Here is a 7,941-nt window from a genome sequence, read left to right as displayed (position 1 = left end):
GAAGTGGGCGGGCACGAGGCGCGCGAGTGGACGCTGGTGCGCAAGGACGGCAGCCACATTCCAGTGAACATGCTGGCCACGCCGGTGCTGGACGAGCAGGGGCTGTGGGTCGGCCATCTGGCGATCTGCATCGACATCACCGAGCGCAAGCGCGTGCACGAAGCGCTGGCCGCACGGGACGTGCTGTTGAAGAAACTCAGCGCCCACGTGCCCGGTGGGATCTATCAATTCAAAATGGAGTTCGACGGTCGCTTCAGCGTGATCTACGCCAGCGACGGCATCCGTGAGATCTACGAGCTGGAGCCGGACGTGCTGCTGCTCAACGCCGAAGCGATCTTCACCCGCATCCACCCGCAGGACGTCAGCCGCGTGCGCAAGTCGATCCGTGCCTCGGCGGACAACCTCAGCCCGTGGCGCGAGGAATACCGCGTGCAGTTACCCGGGCGCGGTCTGCGCTGGGTTCGCGGTGAGGCGACCCCGGAGGAATTGCCGGGCGGCGGCGTGCTGTGGCACGGTTATATCTCCGACATTTCCGACCTGAAGCGCGTCGAAGAAGAACTGCGCGCACTGTCTGTGACCGATTCCCTGACAGGCATTCACAATCGGCGCTATTTCCAGGAGCGCTTGACCACCGAAATGGCCCGAGTCGAGCGTGGGGGCGGCGAGTTGTCGGTGATCATGCTCGACATCGACCACTTCAAGCGGATCAACGATCAGTACGGTCACGCGGTGGGCGACCGCGTATTGCAGGCGGTCTGCGAGCGCATCGGCCATCGTCTGCGGCGTACCGACGTGTTCTGCCGGTTGGGCGGCGAAGAGTTCATGGTGCTGTGCCCGGACATCGACGGCGATCACGCCCACATGCTGGCCGAGGAGTTATGGCACAGCCTGCGCAGTGCGCCGATCGACGTGGTGGGGGTGGTGACGGCCAGTTTCGGGATTGCCAGCTGGCGACCGGGAGAGGGCGCGGACGCGCTGTTGCTGCGGGCGGATTCCGGGGTCTATGCGGCGAAGCAGGGCGGACGGGATCGGGTTGAGCGGCAGATGAACTGAGCCCCTCTGCCACCTGATCGTTCCCACGCTCTGCGTGGGAATGCCTCCGGGGACGCTCCGCGTCCAGTGACGCAGAGCGTCACGGGCTGTATTCGCACGCAGAGCGTGGGAACAATCATGTACGGGGGATTACAGAACCGAAGCAGTCTGCGGCGTCCGCGGCTGTTTGTAGAGATCCAGCAGCACCTGATCCAGCACCGACGACGCGCCGAACGGGGCCTTATCGTTGAGGATCGCCACCACCGCCCAGGTGTTGCCGTTGACGTCGCGGCTGAAGCCGGCAATCGCCCGTACGGTGTTCAGGGTGCCGGTCTTGACGTGGGCTTCGCCGCGCATCGCGGTGGTCTTCAGGCGTTTGCGCATGGTGCCGTCGGTGCCGGCAATCGGCAGCGAGCTGATGTACTCGGCGGCGTACGGGCTGTGCCAGGCCGCTTGCAGCATGCTGGCCATTTCACGGGCACTGACTCGCTCGGAGCGCGACAGACCGGAGCCGTTCTCCATCACCAGGTGCGGCGCGGTGATGCCTTTCTTCGCCAGCCACTGACGCACCACGCGTTGCGCGGCCTTGGCGTCATCGCCGTCGGCGTCGTTGCGGAATTTCTGGCCCAGGCTCAGGAACAGCTGCTGAGCCATGGTGTTGTTACTGTACTTGTTGATGTCGCGGATGATTTCCGCCAGATCCGGCGAAAACGCGCGGGCCAGCACTTTGGCGCTGCTCGGGGTCGGGGCCAGACGATCCTTGCCCTGGATGCTGCCGCCCAGTTCCTTCCAGATCGCCCGCACGGCGCCGGCGGTGTAGGTCGCGTGGTCGAGCAGCGACAGATAAGTCTGCGAGCTGCAGCCTTCGCCCAACTGGCCGGCCACGGTCACGGTCACGCTGCCATCGGCTTGCGGCACCGGGTTGTAGCGCACGCCGCCGGTGCATTGTTTGGAGTTGAGCGCTTTGACGGTGTTTTCGATGTTGATGCTGGCAATCGGCGGTTCAACCGAGATCAACACCCGACCATTGTCGTTGCGGGCCACGAAACGCAGGGCCTTGAGGTTGACCAGCAGTGAATCCGGCTTGACCAGGAACGGCTTGTTCTCGTCGTTGCCGTCATCGTTGAATTCCGGCAGTTGCGGCTGCACGAAGAAGCTGCGATCCAATACCAGATCACCGGTGACCTGGGTTACGCCGTTGGCACGCAGGTCGCGCATCAGCAGCCAGAGTTTTTCCATGTTCAGCTTCGGATCGCCGCCACCCTTGAGGTAGAGGTTGCCGTTGAGGATCCCGCCGTTCAGGTCGCCGTCGGTGTAGAACTCGGTTTTCCACTGATGGTTGGGGCCGAGCATTTCCAGCGCCGCGTACGTGGTGACCAGCTTCATGGTCGAGGCCGGGTTGACCGAGACGTCGGCGTTGTACACGGTCGGCGTGCCCGGGCCGTCCAGCGGCACCATCACCAGCGACAGGGCGGTGGGCTGCAGCTTGCTGGCCTTGAGGGCTTTTTCGACGTTGGGGGTCAGGGCGGTGTTGATGGTGGCAGCGGAGACGGGCAGGGCCAGCGGCAGAAGAAGACCGGCCAGGAGCAGAGGACGCAACGATTTGATCATATGAAATAAAACCCTACAGCCGAGGGGAAAAAAGACGAGGACATGGATGAAAAGGCCCTCAGTGGTCATGAAAGTGTCGGCATTATGCCCCAAGGTGTAACAGCTTGTGCCTTTCGCAAGGGCGCCAATTCGTTATTTTTTTACAGGCGGTCGCACGCACGTCCCAGAGAGTCGGGCAATCGCCGGCTTAAACTGGTAAAGTGCCGGCCGTTATTACTTAAGAGGATTGTTCCAATGGCGACTAACCGTTCCCAGCGTCTGCGCAAAAAACTGTGCGTCGATGAATTTCAAGAGCTGGGTTTCGAACTGAACCTGGGCTTCAAAGAAGACCTGTCCGAAGAAGCCATTGACGCTTTCCTCGAAGCATTCATCAAAGAAGCCATGGAAGCCAACGGTCTGGGCTATGTCGGCGGCGACGACTTCGGTCTGGTTTGCCTGCAGAAGCGTGGTTCGGTCTCCGAAGAGCAGCGCGCTGCTGTTGAAGCCTGGCTGAAAACCCGCTCCGAGCTGACTTCTACTGAAATCAGCCCGCTGCTGGACGTTTGGTATCCGGAAAAGCCGATCAACCCGGCTAAGTGATACTGAAAAAAACGGCGACCTGAGGGTCGCCGTTTTTTTATGCCTGCTTTTTAACGAGGCCTCAAGCCTTGCGCCAGTTGAGGATCAGCAAGGTCAACACCCCCGCGACAATCCCCCAGAACGCCGAACCGATGGAAAACAGCGTCAGCCCCGACGCCGTGACCATGAAAGTGATCAGCGCCGCTTCCCGTTCCTTCACCTCGGTCATGGCGATGCTCAAGCCGTTGATGATCGAGCCGAAAAGCGCCAGTGCGGCAATCGACAGCACCAATTCCTTCGGCAGCGCGGCGAACAGCGCCGCCAGCGTGGCGCCGAACACCCCGGCAATCCCGTAGAAAATCCCGCACCACACCGCAGCGGTGTAACGTTTGTTGCGATCCTCATGGGCATGCGGCCCGGTGCAGATCGCCGCGCTGATCGCTGCGAGGTTGATGCCGTGGGAACCAAACGGCGCCAGCAGCAGGGACGCGATGCCGGTGGAGGTGATCAGCGGCGAGGCCGGGACGTTGTAGCCGTCGGCCCGCAGCACGGCGATGCCGGGCATGTTTTGCGAGGTCATCGCTACGACAAACAGCGGAATGCCGATGCTGATGGTCGCGGCCAGGGAAAAGTGCGGCGTGGTCCAGACCGGTGTCGCCACTTCCAGATGAAAGCCGCTGAAGTCCAGCAAACCCATGAAACCCGACAGCGCGGTGCCGATCAGCAGCGCGGCAAGCACCGCATAGCGTGGCGACAGGCGTTTGACGATGAGATAAGTGAAGAACATCCCCAGCACCAGACCGGTGCGGTGTTGCGCGGCGACGAAGATTTCGCTGCCAATCTTGAACAGAATCCCCGCCAGCAGCGCGGCGGCGAGGGAGGCCGGGATCTTTTTCACCAGCCGTTCGAAGCTGCCGGTCAGGCCGCAAATCGTCACCAGCACCGCGCAGGTAATGTAGGCACCGATGGCTTCGCCGTAGCTCACGCCGCCAAGACTGGTGATCAGCAGCGCCGCGCCGGGCGTCGACCAGGCAATCGTGATTGGCGTGCGATAGCGCAGCGACAGGCCGATCGAACACACCGCCATGCCGATGGAGATCGCCCAGATCCACGACGAAATCTGCCCGCTGGTCAGGCCCGCCGCTTGCCCTGCCTGGAACATCAGCACCAGCGAACTGGTGTAGCCGGTCATCATCGCGATGAACCCGGCGACGATGGCGGAGGGCGATGTGTCCGCCAGCGGGCGCAGTCGGGTGTGGGTAATTTCGTTCATGACAGCGGCGTTCCTTGTTCAAACCACGGATTTCGGGTTTAAGCCTAAACTCAAACGTAACGGAGCGTTGCAATACAGCCGAAGCCACAAACAGCCGTACAGTCGTGTTGCCACCTTCCATTGTGTACAATCGCGCTGTTTTTTACGCGATACTTGCCAGCGACCCACTGTGCCGTATTACAGTCACGGTCAATTCGCCGCCGTTCTTCCCGACTCGAGTGCCCATGAACGAACAGTTGCAACCCCTCAAGAAACAACCGCGAGCAGGCAAAGCCGGCCGCAGCGGAACCCAGGACGATATTGTCTATGCGCATATCTTCGAGGCCATCCTCGAACAGCGCCTGGCGCCCGGCACAAAGTTGAGCGAAGAAGCGCTGGGGGAAATTTTCGGGGTCAGCCGCACCATCATTCGCCGCGCGCTCTCGCGTCTGGCCCATGAAGGCGTGGTGCTGTTGCGGCCGAACCGTGGCGCAGTCGTTGCCAGCCCGAGCGTTGAAGAGGCGCGTCAGGTGTTCCTCGCCCGACGTCTGGTGGAACGCGCGATCACCGAGCTGGCGGTGCAACACGCCACCGCCGAGCAGATCGCCGAACTGCGCCAGATGGTCAACGACGAGCGCGACAGCTTCTCCCGTGGCGATCGCGGTGCCGGCATCCGTCTCTCGGGTGAATTCCACCTGAAACTGGCCGAAGCGGCGAAGAACGCGCCGTTGATCAGCTTCCAGCGCAGCCTGGTTTCGCAGACGTCGCTGATCATTGCCCAATATGAAAGCGGCAACCGCTCGCACTGTTCCTACGACGAGCACACCCAGTTGATCGATGCCATCGAAGCGCGCAATGGCGAGCTGGCGGTGGACCTGATGATGCATCACATGGATCACATCGACAGCAAGCTCAACCTCGACGAGGAAAGTGCTTCGGACGATCTGCATGCAGTGTTCTCGCACCTGTTGCAGACCAAGAAGCCAGGGCGTCCGGCGGTCAAGCTCTGAGGCGAATCGACAGGCAATAAAAATCCCCCGGACTGCAAAGTACCGGGGGATTTTTTTTGTCCGTCTGATCGTTCCCACGCTCTGCGTGGGAATGCCTCTGGGGACGCTCCGCGTCCAGTGACGCGGAGCGTCACGGGCTGCATTCCCACGCGGAGCGTGGGAACGATCAAGCGATCAGTTAGCGCTGGTGCACCAGCGCGCCCGCCGCATAGGTCTGAGCCACAGTGCGGTCATCGCCCAGGGTCATCAGCACGAACAGCGTTTCGGCAATGTTGTTGGCCTGCTTCAAGCGGTAGCTCAGCAGCGGCGTGGCGTTGTAGTCCAGCACCAGGAAGTCGGCGTCGGAGCCTGGTTGCAGGTTGCCGATCCTGTCTTCCAGACGCAGTGCCCGCGCGCCGCCGAGGGTAGCGAGGTATAGCGATTTGAACGGGCTCAGGCGTGCGCCTTGCAGTTGCATCACCTTGTAGGCTTCGTTCAGGGTTTGCAGCAGCGAGAAACTGGTGCCGCCGCCGACGTCAGTCCCGAGGCCGACGTTCAGTTTGTGCTTCTCGGCCATCGGCAGGTTGAACAGGCCGCTGCCGAGGAAGAAGTTCGAGGTCGGGCAGAACGCAACCGCCGAACCGGTCTCCGCCAGACGCGCACATTCGTCGTCGCACAGGTGCACGCCGTGGGCGAACACCGAGCGCTCGCCGAGCAATTGGTAGTGGTCGTAGACGTCCAGATAGCCCTTGCGCTCAGGGAACAGCGCCTTGACCCACTCGACTTCCTTGAGGTTTTCGCTGATGTGGGTCTGCATGTACAGATCCGGGTATTCGCTGAGCAACTGGCCGGCGAGGGTCAGCTGTTCCGGGGTGCTGGTCGGGGCGAAACGCGGGGTGACGGCATAGTGCAGACGACCCTTGCCGTGCCAGCGCTCGATCAGCGCCTTGCTGTCGACGTAGCTCGATTCCGGGGTGTCGGTCAGGTAGTCCGGCGCGTTGCGGTCCATCATCACCTTGCCGGCGATCATCCGCAGATCCAGCTTCTCGGCCGCTTCGAAGAACGAGTTCACCGATTGCGGATGCACGCTGCCGAACACCAGCGCGGTGGTGGTGCCGTTGCGCAGCAGTTCCTTGATGAAAATGTCCGCCACTTCATCGGCGTGGGCCTTGTCGGCGAACTGGCTTTCGCACGGGAAGGTGTAGGTGTTCAGCCAGTCCAGCAGTTGCTCGCCATAGGCGCCGACCATGCCGGTCTGCGGCAGGTGGATGTGGGTGTCGATGAAGCCCGGGGTGATCAGCGCATCCTTGTGATGCGTGATCTCGATGTCCGCCGGCAGGGTCGGCAGCAGTTCGCTGGCGTGGCCGAGGGCGCTGATCTTGCCGTCATCGACCACCAGCAGGCCGTCCTCGAAATACTCGTAGGAGGCTTCGATGCCGACCTCGGCAGGGTCGGCGATGCTGTGCAGGATGGCGGCGCGGTAGGCTTTGCGAGTCAGAGGCATGAGGGTTCTCTAATCAGTTTGAGGCTTTGAGTGTGGCGGCCTGACTGCGGCGCGAAACCGGCAGCAGTTTGGCAATCGGTTCGGCGCTGGCGGTGTGCTGGCCGAAATTGGCGTTATAGGTGGCGATGATTTCGCCGGCGATGGAGATGGCGATTTCCACAGGCAACTTGCCTTTGACTTCGCCGATGCCCATCGGGCAGCGCATGCGTTGCACGACGCTGGCGTCGAAGCCACGGTCACGCAGGCGATGTTCGAACTTGGCCCGTTTGGTTTTCGAACCGATCAGGCCGAACCAGGTAAAGTCGTTGCGCTTGAGGATCGCGGCGGTGAGTTCCAGATCCAGCTGATGGTTGTGGGTCATGACGATGCAGTAGCTGCCGGCGGGCAGGTCGTCGATTTCATCCACAGGCTCCTCGGCGACGATTTTGCGCACGCCGTGGGGAATCTGCTCGGGGAATTCCTCTTCCCGGGAATCGATCCAGCGCACCCGGCAGGGCAGGCTGGCGAGCAAGGGTACCAGCGCGCGACCGACATGACCGGCGCCGAACACGGCGATCTGCGCCTGCACCTGGCCCATCGGTTCGAACAGCAGCACCGTGGCGCCGCCGCAGCACTGGCCGAGGCTGGCGCCGAGGCTGAAGCGCTCCAGATGGGTGTCCTGCTTGCCGCTGGCGAGCATCTCGCGGGCGATCTGCATGGCTTTGTATTCCAAGTGCCCGCCACCGATGGTGTCGAAGGTCTGGCGGGCGCTGACGACCATTTTCGAGCCGGCATTGCGCGGCGTCGAGCCGAGCTCTTCGATGATCGTCACCAGAACACAGGGTTCGCCCTGGTTCTGCAGGTCGGCGAGGGCGTCGATCCAGTTGTACATATCTCACCTCTCAGATCGTTCCCACGTCGAACCGTCGCGTGGGAATGCATCACTGGACGCTCCGCGTCCGCTGTTCAGGATGCGACGCAGAGCGTCGCCGGCTGCATTCCCACGCAGAGCGTGG

Annotated in this window: 7 protein-coding genes; 3 read left to right on the top strand and 4 right to left on the bottom strand. The window is 62.1% G+C overall.

What is annotated here, in order from left to right; all coding sequences use genetic code 11:
- The coding region (locus tag L6D82_RS19435; protein ID WP_236191053.1) for a sensor domain-containing diguanylate cyclase at positions 1–1,053 on the top strand (1,053 nt) is incomplete at its 5' end.
- 129 nt (positions 1,054–1,182) lie between these two features.
- Here the strand turns inward: L6D82_RS19435 and dacB are convergent.
- Complete coding sequence (gene dacB / locus L6D82_RS19430; RefSeq protein WP_007952030.1) at positions 1,183–2,643, bottom strand: D-alanyl-D-alanine carboxypeptidase/D-alanyl-D-alanine endopeptidase; 1,461 nt, start codon at positions 2,641–2,643, stop codon at positions 1,183–1,185.
- A gap of 234 nt (positions 2,644–2,877) precedes the next feature.
- Between dacB and L6D82_RS19425 the strand changes: the two genes are divergently transcribed.
- Complete coding sequence (locus tag L6D82_RS19425; protein WP_085747901.1) at positions 2,878–3,222, top strand: YggL family protein; 345 nt, start codon at positions 2,878–2,880, stop codon at positions 3,220–3,222.
- 61 nt (positions 3,223–3,283) lie between these two features.
- On the opposite strand, the gene L6D82_RS19420 is transcribed toward L6D82_RS19425, so the two are convergent.
- The gene (locus L6D82_RS19420; RefSeq protein ID WP_085747900.1) at positions 3,284–4,474 is read right to left on the bottom strand and encodes a benzoate/H(+) symporter BenE family transporter; all 1,191 of its coding nucleotides are present in this window, start codon (positions 4,472–4,474) and stop codon (positions 3,284–3,286) included.
- A 224-nt stretch (positions 4,475–4,698) separates the two neighbouring features.
- Between L6D82_RS19420 and L6D82_RS19415 the strand changes: the two genes are divergently transcribed.
- Positions 4,699–5,463, top strand: a complete 765-nt coding sequence (locus L6D82_RS19415) for a GntR family transcriptional regulator (RefSeq protein ID WP_007952027.1) — start codon at positions 4,699–4,701, stop codon at positions 5,461–5,463.
- 178 nt (positions 5,464–5,641) lie between these two features.
- Here L6D82_RS19415 and guaD read toward each other — a convergent pair whose 3' ends face one another.
- Together guaD and xdhC are read right to left on the bottom strand one after the other, a co-directional pair.
- Positions 5,642–6,946 carry a guanine deaminase gene (guaD, locus tag L6D82_RS19410; protein WP_085747899.1) on the bottom strand — a complete coding sequence of 435 codons (1,305 nt, stop codon included), beginning with the start codon at positions 6,944–6,946 and terminating at the stop codon, positions 5,642–5,644.
- Between the two features lie 13 nt (positions 6,947–6,959).
- Positions 6,960–7,817 (bottom strand): xanthine dehydrogenase accessory protein XdhC, encoded by an 858-nt coding sequence (xdhC, locus tag L6D82_RS19405; RefSeq protein ID WP_007952025.1) that lies wholly within the window; start codon positions 7,815–7,817, stop codon positions 6,960–6,962.
- Between the last annotated feature and the right edge of the window lie 124 nt (positions 7,818–7,941).

Source organism: Pseudomonas paraglycinae (assembly GCF_021601625.1).
Lineage (GTDB): Bacteria > Pseudomonadota > Gammaproteobacteria > Pseudomonadales > Pseudomonadaceae > Aquipseudomonas > Aquipseudomonas paraglycinae.
Note: the sequence above shows the minus strand (reverse complement) of the source record. Positions and strands in the feature narration are given on the sequence as shown.